This window comes from Streptomyces sp. NPDC055287 (genome assembly GCF_053646035.1).
The window spans coordinates 34,885-53,037 of sequence record NZ_JBSHNE010000013.1; the positions used below are offsets into that span (position 1 = coordinate 34,885).

18 protein-coding genes are annotated in these 18,153 nt (G+C 70.8%); 11 read left to right on the forward strand and 7 right to left on the reverse strand.

The window, feature by feature from the left end; translation table 11 throughout:
* Nucleotides 1-59 precede the first annotated feature (59 nt).
* From ACWIHY_RS21375 to ACWIHY_RS21385, 3 genes are all read right to left on the reverse strand, one after another.
* On the reverse strand, nucleotides 60-1,907 hold the full coding sequence (locus ACWIHY_RS21375) for a protein kinase domain-containing protein (protein WP_454377246.1): 1,848 nt from the start codon (nucleotides 1,905-1,907) through the stop codon (nucleotides 60-62).
* Between the two features lie 82 nt (nucleotides 1,908-1,989).
* A complete protein-coding gene (locus ACWIHY_RS21380) occupies nucleotides 1,990-2,451 on the reverse strand; it encodes a MarR family winged helix-turn-helix transcriptional regulator (protein WP_454377247.1) in 462 nt (153 codons plus the stop codon).
* Nucleotides 2,448-3,047 (reverse strand): DJ-1/PfpI family protein, encoded by a 600-nt coding sequence (locus ACWIHY_RS21385; protein ID WP_454377248.1) that lies wholly within the window; start codon nucleotides 3,045-3,047, stop codon nucleotides 2,448-2,450. The genes ACWIHY_RS21380 and ACWIHY_RS21385 overlap by 4 nt, the downstream gene beginning before the upstream one ends.
* Before the next feature lie 191 nt (nucleotides 3,048-3,238).
* On the opposite strand from ACWIHY_RS21385, the gene ACWIHY_RS21390 reads away from it, so the two are divergent.
* The 4 genes from ACWIHY_RS21390 to ACWIHY_RS21405 all read left to right on the forward strand — a co-directional run bounded on the left by ACWIHY_RS21390 (nucleotide 3,239) and on the right by ACWIHY_RS21405 (nucleotide 8,590).
* Nucleotides 3,239-4,600 (forward strand): aminotransferase class III-fold pyridoxal phosphate-dependent enzyme, encoded by a 1,362-nt coding sequence (locus ACWIHY_RS21390; RefSeq protein WP_454377249.1) that lies wholly within the window; start codon nucleotides 3,239-3,241, stop codon nucleotides 4,598-4,600.
* 120 nt (nucleotides 4,601-4,720) lie between these two features.
* On the forward strand, nucleotides 4,721-5,419 hold the full coding sequence (locus ACWIHY_RS21395) for a GntR family transcriptional regulator (RefSeq protein ID WP_454377250.1): 699 nt from the start codon (nucleotides 4,721-4,723) through the stop codon (nucleotides 5,417-5,419).
* A complete protein-coding gene (locus tag ACWIHY_RS21400) occupies nucleotides 5,416-7,845 on the forward strand; it encodes a glycosyltransferase (RefSeq protein ID WP_454377251.1) in 2,430 nt (809 codons plus the stop codon). Before ACWIHY_RS21395 ends, ACWIHY_RS21400 begins: the two co-directional genes overlap by 4 nt.
* A gap of 94 nt (nucleotides 7,846-7,939) precedes the next feature.
* Nucleotides 7,940-8,590: a hypothetical protein gene (locus ACWIHY_RS21405; RefSeq protein WP_454377412.1), complete on the forward strand. Its 651-nt coding sequence runs from the start codon at nucleotides 7,940-7,942 to the stop codon at nucleotides 8,588-8,590.
* A gap of 70 nt (nucleotides 8,591-8,660) precedes the next feature.
* Here ACWIHY_RS21405 and ACWIHY_RS21410 read toward each other — a convergent pair whose 3' ends face one another.
* Nucleotides 8,661-9,413, reverse strand: a complete 753-nt coding sequence (locus tag ACWIHY_RS21410) for an SLATT domain-containing protein (RefSeq protein ID WP_454377252.1) — start codon at nucleotides 9,411-9,413, stop codon at nucleotides 8,661-8,663.
* Nucleotides 9,414-9,764: 351 nt separating this feature from the next.
* Here ACWIHY_RS21410 and ACWIHY_RS21415 point away from each other — a divergent pair, with 351 nt between their 5' ends.
* From ACWIHY_RS21415 to ACWIHY_RS21425, 3 genes are all read left to right on the forward strand, one after another.
* Entirely contained in the window at nucleotides 9,765-10,100 is a 336-nt protein-coding gene (locus ACWIHY_RS21415) for a YbaB/EbfC family nucleoid-associated protein (RefSeq protein WP_138896391.1), read from the forward strand.
* Nucleotides 10,101-10,163: 63 nt separating this feature from the next.
* Nucleotides 10,164-10,763, forward strand: a complete 600-nt coding sequence (gene recR, locus ACWIHY_RS21420) for a recombination mediator RecR (RefSeq protein ID WP_028810454.1) — start codon at nucleotides 10,164-10,166, stop codon at nucleotides 10,761-10,763.
* The gene (locus ACWIHY_RS21425; protein WP_454377253.1) at nucleotides 10,756-11,424 is read left to right on the forward strand and encodes a DUF5063 domain-containing protein; all 669 of its coding nucleotides are present in this window, start codon (nucleotides 10,756-10,758) and stop codon (nucleotides 11,422-11,424) included. The genes recR and ACWIHY_RS21425 overlap by 8 nt, the downstream gene beginning before the upstream one ends.
* A gap of 127 nt (nucleotides 11,425-11,551) precedes the next feature.
* Here ACWIHY_RS21425 and ACWIHY_RS21430 read toward each other — a convergent pair whose 3' ends face one another.
* A complete protein-coding gene (locus ACWIHY_RS21430; protein WP_454377254.1) occupies nucleotides 11,552-11,902 on the reverse strand; it encodes a PRC-barrel domain containing protein in 351 nt (116 codons plus the stop codon).
* A gap of 246 nt (nucleotides 11,903-12,148) precedes the next feature.
* Entirely contained in the window at nucleotides 12,149-12,319 is a 171-nt protein-coding gene (locus ACWIHY_RS21435; RefSeq protein ID WP_454377255.1) for a hydrophobic protein, read from the reverse strand.
* Between the two features lie 365 nt (nucleotides 12,320-12,684).
* Between ACWIHY_RS21435 and ACWIHY_RS21440 the strand changes: the two genes are divergently transcribed.
* The 4 genes from ACWIHY_RS21440 (at nucleotide 12,685) to ACWIHY_RS21455 (ending at nucleotide 17,241) form a co-directional block, all read left to right on the forward strand.
* Nucleotides 12,685-13,956, forward strand: coding sequence for an aspartate kinase (locus ACWIHY_RS21440; protein ID WP_214976971.1), 1,272 nt, complete (start codon nucleotides 12,685-12,687; stop codon nucleotides 13,954-13,956).
* 7 nt (nucleotides 13,957-13,963) lie between these two features.
* Complete coding sequence (locus ACWIHY_RS21445) at nucleotides 13,964-15,022, forward strand: aspartate-semialdehyde dehydrogenase (protein WP_454377256.1); 1,059 nt, start codon at nucleotides 13,964-13,966, stop codon at nucleotides 15,020-15,022.
* A gap of 267 nt (nucleotides 15,023-15,289) precedes the next feature.
* Entirely contained in the window at nucleotides 15,290-15,949 is a 660-nt protein-coding gene (locus ACWIHY_RS21450) for a SigE family RNA polymerase sigma factor (RefSeq protein WP_454377257.1), read from the forward strand.
* Nucleotides 15,946-17,241, forward strand: a complete 1,296-nt coding sequence (locus ACWIHY_RS21455) for a hypothetical protein (protein ID WP_454377258.1) — start codon at nucleotides 15,946-15,948, stop codon at nucleotides 17,239-17,241. Before ACWIHY_RS21450 ends, ACWIHY_RS21455 begins: the two co-directional genes overlap by 4 nt.
* A 66-nt stretch (nucleotides 17,242-17,307) precedes the next feature.
* On the opposite strand, the gene ACWIHY_RS21460 is transcribed toward ACWIHY_RS21455, so the two are convergent.
* Entirely contained in the window at nucleotides 17,308-18,150 is an 843-nt protein-coding gene (locus ACWIHY_RS21460) for an SURF1 family protein (RefSeq protein WP_454377259.1), read from the reverse strand.
* Nucleotides 18,151-18,153 lie beyond the last annotated feature (3 nt).

Here is an 18,153-nt window from a genome sequence, read left to right on the forward strand (position 1 = left end):
GCCCCGGCGGGTTTTCCTTTCGCCGGGGCCCCTTGGCGTGTTCCGGGGCGTGCGTGGCGTCAGTTCGCTCTTTCGTACGTGAGGGACTCGCCGTTCGCGGGGTTCACCCTGCGCAGGCGGCCGTCGGGGAGCAGGGTCACCTCGGTCGCGGCGCCGGGGGAGCAGGAGCTCATCGGCTCGCCCACGGTGACCCGGGACGGGCCGATGCGGAGGGGGGAGCCCGTGCCGTCCGGGACGGCGGACAACTCTGCCTGGAAGACGCAGTGGTACGTGCCGCCGCCCTGCGACGGGCCGTCCGCGGTCAGGGACAGGACGGTGTCGCCGACCCGACCCTGCTGGATGACCAGGCGCCTGGTGCTGTGGCCCGCCGCGCTGTCCAGGCCGCCGGTCCAGGTGCCCACGTACTCGGCGGGTATCGCCGAGCTCTTCGGGGTGGGCTTGGTGGGGGCCGTGGTGGAGGCGGGGGGCTGCTGCTGGTCCGGGGTGTGCTGCGCGGGGGAGTCGTCGCCCGTGCGGGCCGTGTCCGAGTGGGACTTGTCGCCCGCGTTCATGAAGGCGTACACGGAGCCGCCCGCACCCAGCGCCACGACCAGCGCCACCGCGATCAGCGCGGCGGTCGAACGCGCACTGCGGGGCGGCGGCTCGGCCGGCGGCGGCTGGTAGACGTACTGGGGTGACGGGTAGCCGTACTGGCCCGGCGGGGTGTGCTGCTGCGGCAGCGTGTAGCCGGCGGGCAGCGGGGGGAGCGTACCGGGGGGCGGCGGCTGCCGGGGGACGTGCCCTTGCGGCGCGACGACCGTCGGCGTCGCGTGCAGGGCGGCGCCGGGGGCCGGGCCCGCGGGGGCGGTGCCGCGCCGGGGCGTCTCCTCGGGCGCCGAACCTCCGGCAGGGTGATCGGCTCGGGGTGGCTGCGTTCCGCGCCCCGCGGGAAGCGCCGGAGCGCCGCCCCTCCCGGCAGCGTGGCCGGGGGTGCCCGGTGCCGCGGACGGCCCGGAATCGGCCGGGTCCTCGGTGTCCAGGAGCTCTATCGCGTGCCGGCCCAGCTGGGCCACCAGGGCCGCCGGGAGCCAGGGGTCGCCGCCGTCGCCGCCGCGCGTCTGCTCCAGTACCCGGTCGAGGGAGGGGCGCGCCCCGGGGTCCTTGTGCAGACAGGAACGGATCAGGTCCTGGAGGCCCTCCGGGATTCCGTCCAGCGTCGGGGGCTCGGTCGCTATGCGGTACATCATCGCGTGGACCCCGCTGTCGGCCGTGCCGAACGGGAGGCGGCCCGTCGCGGCGTACGCCAGGACCGAGCCGAGGCAGAAGATGTCGCACGCCGGGCCGATCCGCTCGCCGCGGACCTGTTCGGGGGCCATGAAGCCGGGGGAGCCGACCAGGGCGCCCGTTCTGGTCAGGCCGGCCGCCTCCGTGACCGTCTCCAGGGCGCGCGCGATGCCGAAGTCGATGACGCGCGGGCCGTCGATGGTGATCAGGATGTTGGACGGCTTCAGGTCGCGGTGGATGAGGCCCGCCGCGTGGATGTCCCGCAGTGCGTGGGCCAGACCCGTCGCCAGGATGTGGACGGAGCGCTCCGGCAGCGGGCCGTGGCTGCCCCCGGAGACGACGGTGTGGAGGTCGGGGCCCGCGACGTACCCCGTGGCCACCCACGGGACCACCGCTTCCGTGTCGGCGTCGAGAACCGGAGCGGTCCACTGCCCCCCGACGCGTCTGGCCGCCGCCACCTCCTGACGGAAGCGGGCGCGGAACTCCTCCTGTTCGGCGAGCTCCTGGCGTACCAGCTTGACGGCGACCGTACGGCCACGGCCCGAGCGGGCCAGGTAGACCTGCCCCATCCCGCCCGCGCCGAGTCGCGCCAGCAGCCGGTAGGCACCGATCTGTTGCGGGTCGTTCGGTCCCAGTTTCTCCATGGCAGCGCCACCCCTCCCCCGGGACGTCCCCCAGTGGCCCGAGGATAGTGCGCCGGTACGTCAACGACGGGCCCCGAGCGCCCTATGGTTCCGGGATCGGTTCCCCCACTGCCTCCAGCGCCTTGGAGAGCCGTTCCAGCACGCGTACCGTCTCGGCGAACCCCTCCTCGCCCAGTTCGGCCCCGAGCCGCGCGGCCAGCGCCGCGTGGCCTGGTGCGATCTTCCGTACGGCCTCCCGGCCCGCCTCCGTCGGGCGCAGCAGCTTGGCCCTGCGGTGGGCGGGGTTGGGGGCGTACTCCGCGAGCCCCTTCGCCACGAGCAGGTCCGCGATGCGCTGCACGCTCTGGCGGGTGATGCCCATGGTGCGGGCGATGCCGGCGACGGGCAGCGGATCGCGCAGTACGGCGCCGATGACCTGCCACCAGGCGGCGGTCAGACCGGCCGGGCGGGCCAGTTCCTCGGAGATCGCGAGGAACTGGCCGTTGAGGCGGAAGGTGCCGAGCGCCGTGCGGCTCAGCCGCTCCTGCTCCCGGGTGCCGCTCACGACTCCAGCACCTCGAAGGCGGACGCGTCCGAGTCGTGGAACAGGCGGTACCACGCGTCGAGCTTCTCGCCCTCGTACACGCCGAGCCGGGCGAAGACCTCGCGGGCGAACGCGACGGGCTCGGTCGGGCCGGCGGTGATCAGGAGACCGTCGTCGTCCGTCACCGCGTCCTCGTCGCGGTAGTGGTCGCCGCCTTTGTAGCCGGTGGCGGCCAGGTAGAAGGAGACGGCGCTGGTGTGCGCGCGGTCGTCGAGCACGCCCTCGCGTGCCAGACCGGCCGTGGCGCCGCAGATCGCGGCCACCGGCACACCCGCGTCGAGGAACGCGCGCGCCTTGCGGGCGAAGGGCGCGAGGTCGTCGGACGTGTCCCACAGGCTCGCGCCGGTGAGGATCAGCAGCGCGCTGTCCTCGGGGCCGAGGTCGTCGAGCGTGAGGTCCGGCTGGATGCGTACGCCGCCCATGGTCGTCACGGGGTCGCCGGTCGCGGCGACGGTCTTCACGGTGTAGCCGTTCTGGGTGAGGTGGGCGGTGGTGTGGCCCGTCTCCCAGTCGGCGAAGGTGTCGTAAACAGCGAGGTGCACGGTCTTGCCTGCCATGACGTCTCCTCGGGCCGAAGCTCCGGAACTCTGCTGCTCGAAGCTTGATGACAATATGCTGTCGTAATGACAGTTTGTTGTCAATGATTGGGGGTGGAGTGCCGATCCATCGACACCCTGCCCACCAAAGTGGCGCAGGCCATACAAGGTGGCCATGTCGGGCCCCACCAGCGCGTCTCTACCCTGGGCCCATGACCCCTCATGTCGACCCCCAGGCCGGCGCGGCCGTGAAGGCCGCAGACCGCGCGCACGTGTTCCACTCCTGGTCCGCCCAGGGCCTGATCGATCCGCTCGCCGTCGCCGGCGCCGAGGGTTCGTACTTCTGGGACTACGAAGGCAACCGCTACCTCGACTTCACCAGCGGCCTCGTCTTCACCAACATCGGCTACCAGCACCCGAAGGTCGTCGCGGCGATCCAGGAACAGGCCGCGAAGCTCTCCACCTTCGCGCCCGCCTTCGCCGTCGAGCCGCGCTCCGAGGCCGCACGCCTCATAGCCGAGCGCACCCCCGGCGACCTCGACAAGATCTTCTTCACCAACGGCGGCGCCGAGGCCATCGAGAACGCCGTCCGCATGGCCCGTCTGCACACGGGCCGCCACAAGGTCCTGGCCGCGTACCGCTCGTACCACGGCGGCACCACGACCGCGATCAACCTGACCGGCGACCCGCGCCGCTGGGCCTCCGACAACGGCACGTCGGGCACCGTCCACTTCTGGGCGCCCTTCCTGTACCGCTCGGCCTTCTACGCCGAGACCGAGGCCGAGGAGTGCGCCCGCGCGCTCCAGCACCTCGAGGACACCATCGCCTTCGAGGGTCCGGCCGCGATCGCCGCGATCGTGCTGGAGACGATCCCGGGCACGGCGGGCATCATGACGCCGCCGCCCGGCTACCTGGCCGGCGTACGCGAGATCTGCGACCGGTACGGCATCGTCTTCGTCCTCGACGAGGTCATGGCGGGCTTCGGCCGTACCGGCAAGTGGTTCGCCTCCGAGCACTTCGACGTCGTACCGGACCTGATGACCTTCGCGAAGGGCGTGAACTCCGGTTACGTTCCGCTGGGCGGCGTGGCCATCTCCGGCGCGATCGCCGAGACCTTCGAGAAGCGCCCCTACCCGGGCGGGCTCACGTATTCCGGCCACCCGCTGGCGTGCGCCGCCGCCGTCGCCACCATTCAGGTCATGGAGGAGGAGCGCGTCGTCGAGAACGCCGCGCACGTCGGCGAGACGGTCGTCGCCCCCGGCCTGCGCGAGCTGGCTGAGCGCCACCCGAGCATCGGCGAGATCCGCGGTACGGGCATGTTCTGGGCCCTCGACCTGGTCAAGGACCGCGAGACCCGCGAGCCGCTCGTCCCGTACAACGCGACGGGCGAGGCCAACGCCCCCATGGCGGCCTTCGGCGCCGCCTGCAAGAAGAACGGCCTGTGGCCCTTCATCAACATGAACCGCACGCACGTCGTCCCGCCCTGCAACGTCACCGAGGCCGAGGCGAAGGAGGGCCTGGCCGCCCTCGACATCGCCCTCTCCGCCGCCGACGAGCACACCACTTCCGCCTGACAGCGGCAGTGACCGCGCGGGCGCGGACGACCTCCCCGTCCCCGCCCGCGCGGGACTCTCCGGCAGGCTCCGGGCCGCACCGCCTATGGTGTCCGGAGCCATCCGAAGGGGAAAGACGCCATGCCCGCGAGCGGACCTGTGACCCGCAACACCCTGCGGCAGCAGATAGCCGACGCGCTGCGTGACGAAGTGCTCGCGGGGCGTTTGCGGCCGGGTCAGGAATTCACCGTCAAGCAGATCGCCGACCAGTACGGGGTCTCCGCGACGCCCGTGCGGGAAGCGCTCGTCGACCTGGCGGCGCAGAGCCTGCTCGACTCCGACCAGCACCGCGGCTTCCGCGTCTGCGAGATCTCCGTGGCCGACTTCCGCGGCATGGTCGAAGCCCGGTCCCTGATCACCGACGGCGTCTTCCGCAAACTCGCCGAAGGCGGCTGGAGCGGTGCGCGCGCCGAGGTGCTCGTGGCCATCGGGCGCCGGGCCGACGAGGCGGCGCGTGCGGCGCGCGCGGGGGACCTGGACATCTTCATCGGGTACGACCTGCGCTTCTGGCGCGAACTCGGCGCCCTCATCGACAACCCGCACATCTCCGGCTTCCTGCACCAGCTGCGGCTGCGCTGCTGGGTCTTCTCCGTGCCCCACCTGCGGGCGGAACCCGGTCTCAGGGACCGGATGTGGAAGGACCACTCGGTGGTCGTGGAGGAGGTGACCCGAGGGGACGCCGAGGCGGTACGGGCGGTCATCGCGGAGTACCACGCGCAGATGCTGGCGTGGGCGGAGAGCCTCGGGAGCGGCGAGCGGCTGGAGCGTCCGCACCAGTGAGAGCCGATCTGACGGTCGTCGTCCCCGCCTACAACGAGGAACGGCGCCTGGGTCCCACCCTGGACGCGATCTGCGCCCACCTGAACGCGAACCCCGGCCGCTGGAACACCTGGGAACTGATCGTCGTCGACGACGGCTCCACGGACGGTACGGCCGACGCGGTACGGGCGGCCGCCGCCCGGGAGCCCCGCATCCTGCTGGTGGAGGCCGACGAGACCGGCAACCGGGGCAAGGGGCACGCCCTGCGGCGCGGCGTCATCGCCTCGCGCGGCGCCCGGGTGCTCGTCACGGACGCGGACCTCGCCACCCCCGTCGAGGAACTCGACCGCCTCGACAAGGAGCTGTCCCAGGACGACGAGGGGCACGCCGCCGCCATAGGGTCGCGCGCCCACCCCGAGTCGTCCATCGACGTACACCAGCGGCGCCTGCGCGAGTGGCTCGGACGGATGGGAAACCGGCTCATACGGGCCGTCGCCGTGCCCGGCATACGGGACACCCAGTGCGGCTTCAAACTCTTCGACGGCGACAAGGCGCGGGCCGCCTTCGCGGACGCCCGTCTCGACGGGTGGGGGATAGACGTCGAGATCCTCCAGTTCTTCCGGCGGGCGGGCTGGCAGGTCGCCGAAGTCCCGGTCCGCTGGGCCCACCAGGAGGGCTCCAAGGTCAGGCCGGCCGACTACGGCAAGGTGCTCCTGGAGCTCGTACGGCTGAAGGCCCGGCGCGTGCGGCGCGTCGACCTCGCCGTCACCGCCCTCTTCCTCCTCGCCTCCGTGCTGCTCTACAAGGGCCTCTGGGCGGACCTCGACCACCACTATCTCGCCGACTCCGGGCAGGACCAGAACCAGTGGGAGTGGTTCTTCTCGGTCACCGCCGACAACGTGACCGCGTTGCGCAATCCGCTCTTCACGACGGCGCAGAACCATCCCGACGGCGTCAACCTCATGGCGAACACCGTCATGCTGGGCCTGTCCGTGCCGTTCATCCCCGTGACGCTGGTCTTCGGGCCGACCGTGACCTGGGCGCTCGTCCTGACCGGCGGCCTGGCCGCGACCGCCGTCGCCTGGTACTGGCTGATCGCGAAGCGGCTCGTACGCGGACGCTGGGCGGCGGCCGCCGGAGCCGCGCTGTGCGCCTTCGCGCCGCCGATGATCTCGCACGCCAACGCGCACCCCAACTTCGCCGTGCTCTTCATGATCCCGGTGATCGTCGACCGGGCGCTGCGGCTGTGCGAGGGGGAGCGGGTCGTGCGGGACGGCGTCCTGCTGGGGCTGTTCGCGACGTACCAGATCTTCCTCGGCGAGGAGCCGCTCCTCCTCGCCGCCATGGGCATGCTCCTCTTCGCGCTGTTCTACGCGCTCGCGCACCGCGAGGCGGCGCGTGCGGCGTGGCGTCCGCTGCTCAAGGGGCTCGGGGTGGCGGCCGCCGTGTGCCTCCCGCTGGTCGCCTTCCCGCTGTACTGGCAGTTCTTCGGCCCGCAGAGCTACCACAGCGTTCTGCACGGCGACAAAGCCGGCAACAGCCCGCTCGCCTTCCTGGAGTTCTCCGGGCGCGCGCTGCTCGGCGACGAGGCGCGGGCCGACCCGCTCGCCATGAACCGCACCGAGCAGAACGCCTTCTACGGCTGGCCACTGGCGGGACTGGCCTTCGCCGTCGCGCTGGCCCTGTGGCGGCTGCCGCTGGTCAGGGCGCTCACTTTCACCGGCCTCGCGGCGGCGCTGCTGTCGCTGGGCCCGAAGTTCCGCATCCCGTACACCGAGGTGATTCTGCCGGGGCCGTGGCGGGCGCTCGCCCATCAGCCGCTCTTCGAGTCCGTCATCGAGTCGCGGGTTGCGATGATCTGCGCGCCGGCGCTGGGCATCCTGGTGGCGCTGGCGGCCGACCGTATGCGTACCGCTCCCGACCGTCTGTCGCGCACCCTCGGGATCACGGCGATCGCTCTCGCGCTCCTGCCGATCGTGCCGACGCCGATGCCGGTGCGCGAACGCCCCGACGTCCCGGCGTTCATCACCGAGGGGATGTGGAAGAAGTACGTCGCCGAGGGCGAATCGGTGGTCCCCGTCCCGCTCCCGGACGCCGGCAACGCGGAGGCGCTGCACTGGCAGTCCGCGACGGTGCCCGATTTCGCCGTACCCGGCGGGTACTTCAACGGCCCGTGGGGCCCGGACCGCATCGGTATCTACGGCGCGTCCCCCCGCCACACCTCGAACCTCCTGCGCGACATCCGCTACGGCGGCGCGATCCCGGTGATCGGCGACAACTGGCGGGCGCAGGCGCGCGCCGACCTGGATTTCTGGCGGGCGGGAGTGGTCGTACTCGCGCCGCAGGACAACGCAGCGGCGCTGCGGAACGCGGTGTCACAGCTGCTCGGCGAGCCGGGGAAGCCGGTGGGCGGGGCCTGGATCTGGGACGTGGGCGCCGTCCGGTGACGGGACTGGGCCCTACCCGCCAACTGTGCGCGGCGACTTGCTAGCACTACGCTGTCCCGACTGTCGCACGAACCCAGTGGAGAGCGAGCCGTACGTGGCCTGTGACCTGTGGCTGGTCCCCCTCGTCGATGTGCTGTGCCACAGCCCCGACAATCCCTTCGCCGAAGAGATCGCGTCGTACGACAAGGCCCTCACCGACGCGGGCCTGCCGACCGTTCCCGTATTCGCCTACATGCCGGGCCTCTCGGGCGACGTAGCCCCGGTCGCGGGCTTCGACTACGACGCCCTGCACTTCCTGCGGCGCGCCTACCTGCTCCAGCTCTGCGGCCTCGAAGTGACGCCGGTGGACGCCCTGGGCGGCGACTACGAGCAGCTCCTGGAGATGTTCGAGTCGACGGCCCAGCAGTCCCACCTGGTCTGGCACTACGACCACGCGGGCGCGTACGTCCCCGTGGACTACGCCGCTCCCCTGTCGAACGAGGAACTCCTCGCGGGCGGCGGGCCGCTGGGCTCCACGCAGGGTCTCCTGCGGGAGCTGGAATTCGTCGCCCCTTCGATCGGCATCGACCCGGCGAACCCGCCGTCGGCGCCCCGGCCGCCGGAGCGCCCGACCACGCTGGAGGAGCCGGCCGACGCTCTTCCGTACGACGAGAGCCCCTTCGCCCGCGAACGTCACGTGTGGCTCGGCCTGCACGCGGCGGCGACCCGTAGCCTCGGCCAAGGCTCAATGATCATCTTCAGCTAGCGGCCGCCGGCCCTGCGATCAGCGCGACCGATACCGGATCCACGAAAACACCGCACCCGCCCCGCTCACGTCACCGGGGCGATTCCGGGGGCCGCTGCCGAGGCATGTTCGGCCGCGTACCCGGGGGCAGTGTGTACCGCCCGGCCGAGGCGCCGCCGTCCGGCCGGGCGGCGCCCGGCCCGCCCGCCGACTGCATCACCATCGGCGCGGGTCCCGCCCGGAACTCGACCATCCAGTCCGCCGTCTCCGACCGCACCAGCTCCGAGATGTCCTCCGAGAACCGCCGCAGCACGCCGAGGCAGCGTTCGGCAGCCTCGCTGGCCGTCCCCTCGGCGGGCCCGAGCATCTCCCGTACGCTCTCCGACGCCCAGTCGAACTGGAGGGCCTGCAACCGCCGCTGCACCGCCTGCGCCGCCGCCACGTCCCGCATCCACCCCGACGTGAGCCCGAAGTACCGGTCGCAGGCCAGGCACGCCGCTCCCAGCAGCAGCGGCAGGTAGCCCCACCCGGCCGCGCCGTCCACCGCCCCGGCGAGGTCGACGAGCGGCAGCGCGGCCCCGACGGTCACACCGGCGGCCGTTCCTACGCGCAGGGCGCGCGCCGCGCGGCGCTTGCGCGCCCGGTCGGCGAGGTACCAGTCGGCGGTGTGCAGCGCGCCCGCCTCCACCCACCGGTAGAGCTCGTCGAGACGCTCCGCCGGCTCGCCCCAGTCGCCGAGCGGAAACGGCCGCCCGGTCAGATCGTCCTCGTCGTGCGACTGCTCGGTGGCACCCCCGCCCTCCTTCCGGGCGGGCCCCTCGGGCTGCATCTCCGGCTGGCTCACCGGGCACTCCTCTGCGCTTGCGCTCTGTCCGTGACCTTGCGAGTAGTGGTGCGACGTCGTGCGACGCATCGCGACGCTGTGCGACGTGATGTGACGTGGTGTGACCTGCGATGCGCGCGTGCGGACCGATACGCAAGTCGCACCACGCATACGCATGCCCTTCCTACCGCCGAATGGTGGGCCGTGGGGCCGATACACCGGCATTTCCAGCCGGAACCACGCCGTGGTCAGGTATAGGAGCCCGCAAGTCTCACTCGAAAGAGGCGGTTGGTACGGCATGGCGCGCGGCGTCCGGCGAACACGTAGGCTCGCCTTACCGAAACAATCGTCGTCGAAGTGCCAGGAGTGACCGTGATTCCCGGTGGTGGCCAGCCCAACATGCAGCAGCTGCTTCAGCAGGCCCAGAAGATGCAGCAGGACCTTGCCAAGGCCCAGGAGGAGCTGGCGAGGACCGATGTCGACGGACAGGCCGGCGGTGGTCTGGTCAAGGCGACCGTCAACGGCTCGGGAGAGCTCCGTGGCCTGGTGATCGACCCCAAGGCGGTCGACCCCGAGGACACCGAGACCCTCGCGGACCTGATCGTCGCCGCCGTCCAGGCCGCGAACGAGAACGCGCAGCAGCTCCAGCAGGAGAAGCTCGGCCCGCTGGCCCAGGGGCTGGGCGGAATGCCGGGACTGCCCTTCTAAGGCGGCCCCGCACCAACTACCGTACGTACCAGGCAAGACCGGCAGGGCAAGGAAGGCAATCCGTTGTACGAAGGCGTGGTCCAGGACCTCATCGACGAATTGGGCAGGCTGCCCGGCGTCGGTCCCAAGAGCGCGCAGCGGATCGCCTTCCACATCCTCCAGGCCGAGCCGACCGATGTACGCCGCCTCGCCCATGCCCTCCTCGAGGTCAAGGACAAGGTCCGTTTCTGCGCGGTGTGCGGCAATGTCGCGCAGGAGGAGCAGTGCGGGATCTGCCGTGATCCCCGCCGCGACCCGGCGGTCATCTGCGTCGTCGAAGAGCCCAAGGATGTCGTCGCGGTCGAGCGGACGCGGGAGTTCCGTGGCCGTTACCACGTGCTCGGCGGGGCGATCAGCCCCATCGAGGGCGTCGGCCCCGACGACCTGCGGATCCGCGAGCTGCTGGCGCGCCTCGCGGACGGTGCCGTCACCGAGCTGATCCTCGCCACCGATCCCAACCTGGAGGGCGAGGCCACGGCCACCTACCTCGCCCGGATGATCAAGCCGATGGGTCTGCGGGTGACACGCCTGGCCAGTGGACTCCCCGTCGGGGGAGATCTTGAGTACGCCGACGAGGTCACGCTGGGCCGTGCCTTCGAGGGGAGACGATTGCTCGATGTCTGACGCCAACGCAAAGCTGCTGCACGCGGTCGCGCAGGACCCGGACGATTTCGCCGTCCAGATCGCCGACCAGATCGAGAGCTTCATCGTCGCCGTCACGGAAGTGGCCAAGGGCGACGAGCCGGACAGTGCTGTCCCGTTCCTGCTGCTCGAGGTCTCCCAGCTCCTCCTGGCGGGGGGCAGGCTCGGCGCGCACGAGGACATCATTCCCGACGAGCGGTACGAGCCGGACCTCGGCGCGGAGCCCGACCCGGACGACCTGCGGCAACGTTTCGCCGTCATGCTCGATCCGATCGACGTGTACTCCGAGGTCTTCGACCCGTACGAGCCGCGCAAGGCACCCGTGCCCTGCCGCATCTCCGACGACCTGGCCGACGTCATCACCGATCTGCGCCACGGCCTGGCCCACTACCGGGCGGGCCGCACCACCGAGGCGCTGTGGTGGTGGCAGTTCTCCTACTTCTCCAACTGGGGCTCCACGGCCTCCGCCTGCCTGCGCGCCCTCCAGTCCCTGGTGGCGCACGTCCGCCTTGACCAGCCGCTCCAGGAGCTGGACGGCCTCGACACGGACGAGGACCTGGGCGAGGAGGACCTCGAGAAGGAGGCGGGCAAGGTCATGGCCGAGGAGCTGGCGGGCCCGCTGGGTCTGCGTACGGTGACCTGAGCCGACCGGCCGGCAGCGTGACCTGCGCCGACCGGCCGGCAGCGCGAACGGGGTGGGGGCGGCCAGGAAATCCTGGCCGCCCCCACCCCGCGTCCGTACCCCGAGTCCGTGGAACTCGGGTGCTTGCTCAGGTGCGACGGTGGCGGCCGTAGTAGACGCCTACCTGCTCGTGGTAGCCCACGTCGCCGACGTGCTTGTCCCGGTCGAACTCGGGCGCGTCCTTGATCTGGTCCTTGGTCAGGTCGATGTAGATCTTCTCCTCGGCGGCGTCCACGCGGGCCACCGTGCCGGCCGGCAGCAGGACGTGCTTTCCGAAGATCCAGACGCCGGTGTCGACAACCAGGTAGGACGATCCGACCTCATCGGAGTGCTTGTCCACCTTTCCGATGCTCCCGTCGGTCGCCTCGACCTTGTATCCGGTGAGGGTATTTCCTGCGGTGTGGCCGGTCGTCGGCTGGTAGCCCCAGATGTCAGTCATGAGAAATGACTCCTTTTATCGGCGTGCGGCCGGAATGAGCGGCACGAATTATGGTGCCTGTTTCGTTCGCCTGTCGATTTGCGTGCCCCGGTTCTCGGATTTCACACCGTATGGCCGGAGCGGGAATTCTTCCGGGTGTTGACCGGGCACCTGTGCGGTGCCGAAGGGGCCGGACGCGTCCGTGCCCGTGGGTGGGCGCCGCGCCTCGGCCCAAGCCCCGCCCGGAGGTTGTGCGGCGGTGTGGCTCTACCAGCGGTACCAGCGGCCGCGCTTTCCTCCACTTGCGGCGGGCCGGATGACGAATCCGAGAATCCACACCACCAGAATGATGACGGCAATCCACCACAGAGCCTTCAGTGCGAATCCCGCACCGAAAAGGATGAGGGCGAGCAGCAGGACGAGTAGCAGGGGAACCATATGTATCAACCTCCGGAACATCGTGTGCCCCGAACAGTTCCCGCCACACACATTGTTTTCCGGTCCTGCGTTTACTGGATTCCCGGGCCGGGGGCCGGGCGGCTCCCCTCGGGCGGGCCGTGCCGCCGTGAGAGCTGTCGGCCCGGGAACTCGCCCGGCCCGCGTGCGACCATGTGACCCACCCCACGTTCTGCGTACCGTGTGGAACCCGGGGCAGGCATCTCCACCGAGCAGGCCGGGGGCCGCCCCGGGTTTTGGCCGGATCGCATCATGAGCGGGACATCTCAGGATCCGATACGGCGTGGGCGGGCCCGGTCCGCTCGGTAAACTGAGCCGACCGCAGTAATGACTAACGAGGAGCGCACGTGGGCCTTGTCGTGCAGAAGTACGGAGGCTCCTCCGTTGCCGATGCCGAAGGCATCAAGCGGGTCGCCAAGCGAATCGTCGATGCCAAGAAGAACGGCCACCAGGTCGTTGTCGTGGTCTCGGCGATGGGCGACACGACGGACGAGTTGATCGATCTCGCCGAGCAGGTATCCCCGATCCCTGCCGGACGTGAATTCGACATGCTGCTGACCGCGGGTGAGCGGATTTCCATGGCCCTGCTGGCCATGGCGATCAAAAACCTGGGCCACGAGGCCCAGTCGTTCACGGGCAGCCAGGCAGGTGTCATCACCGACTCGGTCCACAACAAAGCGCGCATCATCGATGTCACGCCGGGCCGGATCCGCACCGCCCTCGACGAGGGCAACATCGCCATCGTCGCCGGGTTCCAGGGTGTGTCCCAGGACAAGAAGGACATCACCACCCTCGGCCGGGGCGGGTCGGACACGACCGCGGTCGCCCTCGCAGCGGCGCTCGACGCCGAGGTCTGTGAGATCTACACCGATGTGGACGGTGTCTTCACCGCCGACCCCCGGGTCGTGAAGAAGGCCCAGAAGATCGACTGGATCTCCTTCGAGGACATGCTGGAGCTCGCAGCCTCCGGCTCCAAGGTGCTGCTGCACCGGTGCGTGGAGTACGCACGCCGATACAACATCCCGATCCACGTGCGGTCGTCCTTCTCGGGACTGCGCGGCACCTGGGTCAGCAACGAGCCGCAAGGGGACCAGCAGGTGGAGCACGCCATCATCTCCGGAGTCGCCCATGACGTCTCCGAAGCCAAGGTCACCGTCGTCGGTGTGCCGGACAAGCCGGGCGAGGCCGCGGCGATCTTCCGGTCCATCGCGGACGCCGAGATCAACATCGACATGGTCGTGCAGAACGTCTCGGCCGCGTCGACCGGTCTGACCGACATCTCTTTCACCCTTCCCAAGACCGAGGGCCGCAAGGCCATCGACGCCCTGGAGAAGACGAAGAGCGCCATCGGGTTCGACTCGCTCCGTTACGACGACCAGATCGGCAAGATCTCCCTGGTCGGCGCCGGTATGAAGACGAACCCGGGCGTGACGGCGGGCTTCTTCGAGGCGCTGGCCGACGCGGGCGTGAACATCGAGCTGATCTCGACCTCGGAGATCCGCATCTCGGTCGTGACCCGCGCCGACGATGTCAACGAGGCCGTGCGCGCGGTGCACTCCGCCTTCGGCCTCGACAGCGACTCCGACGAGGCAGTCGTCTACGGCGGCACCGGAAGGTGACCCGCCAGTGACGGGCAAGCCGACGCTCGCGGTCGTCGGAGCGACCGGAGCCGTCGGCGCCGTCATGCTCCAGATCCTGTCCCAGCACGCCGATGTCTGGGGCGAGATCCGGCTCCTCGCATCCCCGCGCTCGGCCGGCCGCAAGCTGGTCGTGCGCGGGGAGGAGACCGAGGTGCTGGCGCTGTCGGAGGACGCCCTCGACGGCGTCGACGTCGCCATGTTCGACGTACCCGACGACGTGGCCGCGCACTGGGCGCCGATCGCCGCCGCCAAGGGCGCGGTGGTGGTGGACAACTCCGCGGCCTTCCGCATGGACCCGGACGTTCCGCTGGTCGTTCCCGAGGTCAATCCGCATGCCGCACGGGTCCGCCCGCGCGGCATCGTGGCGAGCCCGAACTGCACCACGCTGTCGATGATCGTGGCCGTGGGCGCGCTGCACGCCGAGTTCGGCCTCGCCGGCCTCGTCGTCTCCTCGTACCAGGCGGTCAGCGGTGAGGGCCGGGCCGGCGTCGACACGCTGCGCGGCCAGCTCTCACTCGTCGCCGGTACGGAGCTGGGTACGAACCCGGGCGACGTACGACGGGCGGTGGGCGACGACACCGGGCCCTTCGCCGCTCCGATCGCGCTGAACGTGGTGCCGTGGGCCGGGTGGCTCGTGGACGACGGCTGGTCGTCCGAGGAGATGAAGGTCCGCGCCGAGTCGCGCAAGATCCTGGACCGGCCCGGTCTGCCGGTGTCGGTCACCTGCGTCCGCGTGCCGGTGCTCACGACGCACTCGCTGGCCGTGCACGCGCGGTTCGAGGACGAGGTCTCGGTCGAGCGGGCGCACGAGATCCTGGCGACCGCGCCGGGCGTGGTGCTGTTCGACAATCCGGCGGCGGGGGAGTTCCCGACGCCGGCCGACGTCGTGGGTACGGACCCGACGTGGGTGGGGCGGGTACGGCGGTCGCTGGACGACCCCACCGCGCTCGAACTCTTCGTGTGCGGGGACAATCTCCGCAAGGGCGCGGCGCTGAACACCGCCCAGATCGCCGAGTTGGTGGCCGCCGAAATCGGGGCGGCGTGAACCGGAACTCTGCGTAGAATCTGTGAACGCTCTGTGAGTAAGTCGAAGTCTGGACTACTTGAACTGGGGCGTTGTTCTGTTCGATTATTCGCTCCCCCCTTACTGCAACCGGCAGTCGGGAGGGGAGCGTCTTTGCGGTCGCCCCGGCGAAGTGTCGCGACAAATGGGGCATTCAGGAGGGCGAGTGCGCATGTGGGCGTTTGTCACACCGTCAAAAGCGGTGCCTCGTGCGTACAACCCTGTCGGGGGGAAGAGTGTCCAACAGGCGTGGCAGAGGTTCTCGACATCACAGTGGTCCCGGTTCGCGGCGCGGCAGTGCGTCCCCTCCGGCGGCCCCGCACGCCCGGCGGCATGCCGGTGATCGCCCCCATGCCGACGACACGTACCGCCCGTATACCGTCCCCGCGCGACGGCGCTGAAGACGGCATGACCGCGGGCACCACAGTTGACCATCTGACCGAGACCTATCGAGCCCACTACCGCTCCCTGCTCGGGCTCGCGGCCCTGCTGCTCGACGACACGGCCTCCTGCGAGGACGTGGTCCAGGAGGCGTTCATACGCGTCCACTCGGCACGCAACCGCGTACGTGACCCGCAGAAGACCCTGGCCTATCTGCGCCAGACCGTCGTGAACCTCTCGCGCTCCGCGCTGCGCCGCCGCATTCTCGGGCTGAAGCTGCTGTCGAAGCCCATGCCGGACATGGCGAGTGCGGAGGAGGGGGCGTACGACCAGCTGGAGCGCGACGCGCTGATCAAGGCGATGCGCGGACTCCAGCGACGTCAGCGCGAGGTGCTGGTCCTGCGGTACTTCGCGGACATGACCGAGGCCCAGTGTGCCGAGACTCTGGGCATATCCCTGGGCTCGGTGAAGGCGTACGGCTCACGCGGCATCGCGGCGCTGCGCGTCGCCATGGAGGCCTCGGCATGAGCAGCAAGCAAGAGCGGCACGGGCCGGACGGGCCGTTGAACGACCTGACTGGAAATGCGACTGTGAACGACGGGCCGAACGAGCGCGAAGAGGGCAACGAGCCGGCCACCGGGCCGGCCGTCGAGCCGGACAACGAGCGGGCCACCGAGTCGGCCGTCGAGTCCGGCTCCATGGACGGTGGCCTCGACAACGCCATAGACAATGCCATCGACGACCGCATCGACAACGACGGGTTCGGCTCCGACGAGCTGGCCCTGCGCCGCATGCTGCGCGGCGCCGTGGAAGAGCTGGAGCCCTCGCGGGACGCGCTGGACCACCTGCGCAAGGCGGTCCCGGCGCGGCGCGCCAGGCGGCGCCAGGCCGTCGTGGGCATGGCGGCCGCCGCGCTCTTCGTGGGTACGGCCGTCCCCGCCTTCGTCCACGTGGCGAACTCCGGCGACGCGGCCGACGCCCGCCCCTCGATAGCGGGCCACGGCCAGGACACGCACGGTGGCACCGGCTGGCAGAAGGGCGCCGAGGGCGGCAAGAAGGAGGCGGACAGGCCTTCCGACGAGTCGACCTCCAAGAGCGACAAGGAAAAGCAGAAGGACAAGGAGAAGGGCCCCAGGAAGGGCTCTTCGGGCACCGGTACGGGCGCCGGCACCGGTGGCGGCGGCGACGACACCGCCGGCAGCGTGCCCGCGTCCACCCCGACGTGCGGTGCGAGCCAGCTCGCTGTCGCCCTGGCGGGTGCGAACGCGCCCGACGCCGAGGGCAAGGTGTACGGGACGTTCCGGATCTCCAACGTCTCCGAGATGGCGTGTGCGGTCGCAGGCAGCGGCTCGGTGAGCTTCCAGCCGATGGGGGCGGCCGACCCCGGCCGCATCAACGTCGTCGACCACACCTCGGGGGACGCGGCGGCGGGCCTGCCGGACCCGTCCCTGGAGACGACCGGACTGCTGCTGGAGCCGGACATGGCGTACGAGGTGAAGTTCGCCTGGGTTCCGACGGCGACCTGCCCGACGACCGGCACCTCGCCCGACCCCACGCCCACGGAAGACCCGGGCGGCGGGACGGCGGACGGCGGCACGGGAACCGGGGACGGCAGCGGCGGCGGTGGGGCCGGCGGCGGCGAGGGCGAGGCGGAGCAGACCGGCACGGAGCCGCAGCTCGGCACCGAGGACGGCGGCACGGCGGACGGCAGCGTCTCCGTGAGCCACACGCCTGAGGCGGGCGCGCCGACGGCAGTGACGACGATTCCGAACGCGTGCGCCGGAACGATCTACCGCACGGGCGTGCTGGCCGCGCAGTAACGCGGAGAGGGAAAGGGAGCGGGGCGGGCGCAGCCGGAGACGGCGCCCGCCCCGCTGCCGTACGCGTCAGCCGCGACCGGAGCCGGAATCGGACGCCGCACCCGCACCCAGGGCCCCTTCGGCGCCCTCAGGACCCACAGGACCACCTGGCTCTCCCGGCCCCTCCGGCGCAATGCCGAGGGCGAGATCGCGGGCGGCCTCCGCCTCGCGGCGCATCAGCCGGAACCACATGAAGAGCACGAAGGCGGCGAAGACGAACCACTCGCCGGTGTAGCCGAGGTTCTGGAACGCCTTGAGATCGAGACCGCTGCCCTGCGGCGCGACCGCGGGGACGGGCAGCATGCCCGAATCGCTCTCGGTGAGCGTGATCCAGGCGTCGTACACGTCGTAGGGAACGAGATTGACGAGCGAAGCGGCACTGATCATCCCCAGCTGCCCCTCCGCCAGCCCGCCACCGGCGTGCACACCGTCGGTGCCCGAGTTCTCGGACGCTTGCAGCGCACCGGTGACGGTGACTTCGCCCGAGGGCGCCGAAGGGACCTCGGCCCCGGCGGGCAGCCAGCCGCGGACGACGGGAAGTGCCTTGCCGCCGTCCGTACGGAGCAGAGCCAGCACGTACGAGCCGCGCCTGCCGTCGATCTTCCGCTCGGGCACGACGAACTGCTCGGCGTAACGCCCGCTCGCGGTGGCCGGCCGCCCGGAGGTCTCCTTGTCGACGGGCATCAGCTCGTCGAGCGGTACGGCGGCCTGCGTGCCGGGGTCGGGCTTCTCCTCGGTGGCCTGGTGGGTCTCGACGCGGTCTTCGAACCGCCCGAGCTGCCAGGACCCCATGAAGACACAGAAGGGGATGGCCAGCACGACGAAGAGGTGGAGCCCCCACCAGCGGGGCGTCAGCAGGAACCGGTACACCCC